The 240-nt window shown below is 62.9% G+C and carries 1 pseudogene; it reads left to right on the forward strand.

What is annotated here, in order from left to right:
- A pseudogene (gene tuf / locus AC6H42_RS22300) lies at nucleotides 1-240 on the forward strand (elongation factor Tu); the annotation flags it as partial.

Below are 240 nucleotides of genomic sequence, written 5' to 3' on the forward strand. Positions count from 1 at the left end.
GGAACTGGTTGAGATGGAAGTGCGCGAGCTGCTGTCGAAATACGAGTTCCCAGGCGACGACCTGCCTATCATCAAGGGTTCGGCACGTAAAGCACTGGACGGCGACACCGGTCCTCTGGGCGAGCAGGCCATCATGGCCCTGGCCGACGCACTGGACAGCTACATCCCTACGCCAGAGCGCGCAGTGGACGGCGCCTTCCTGATGCCAGTGGAAGACGTGTTCTCGATCTCGGGCCGCGG

This window comes from Massilia sp. NBRC 108631, assembly GCF_059704565.1.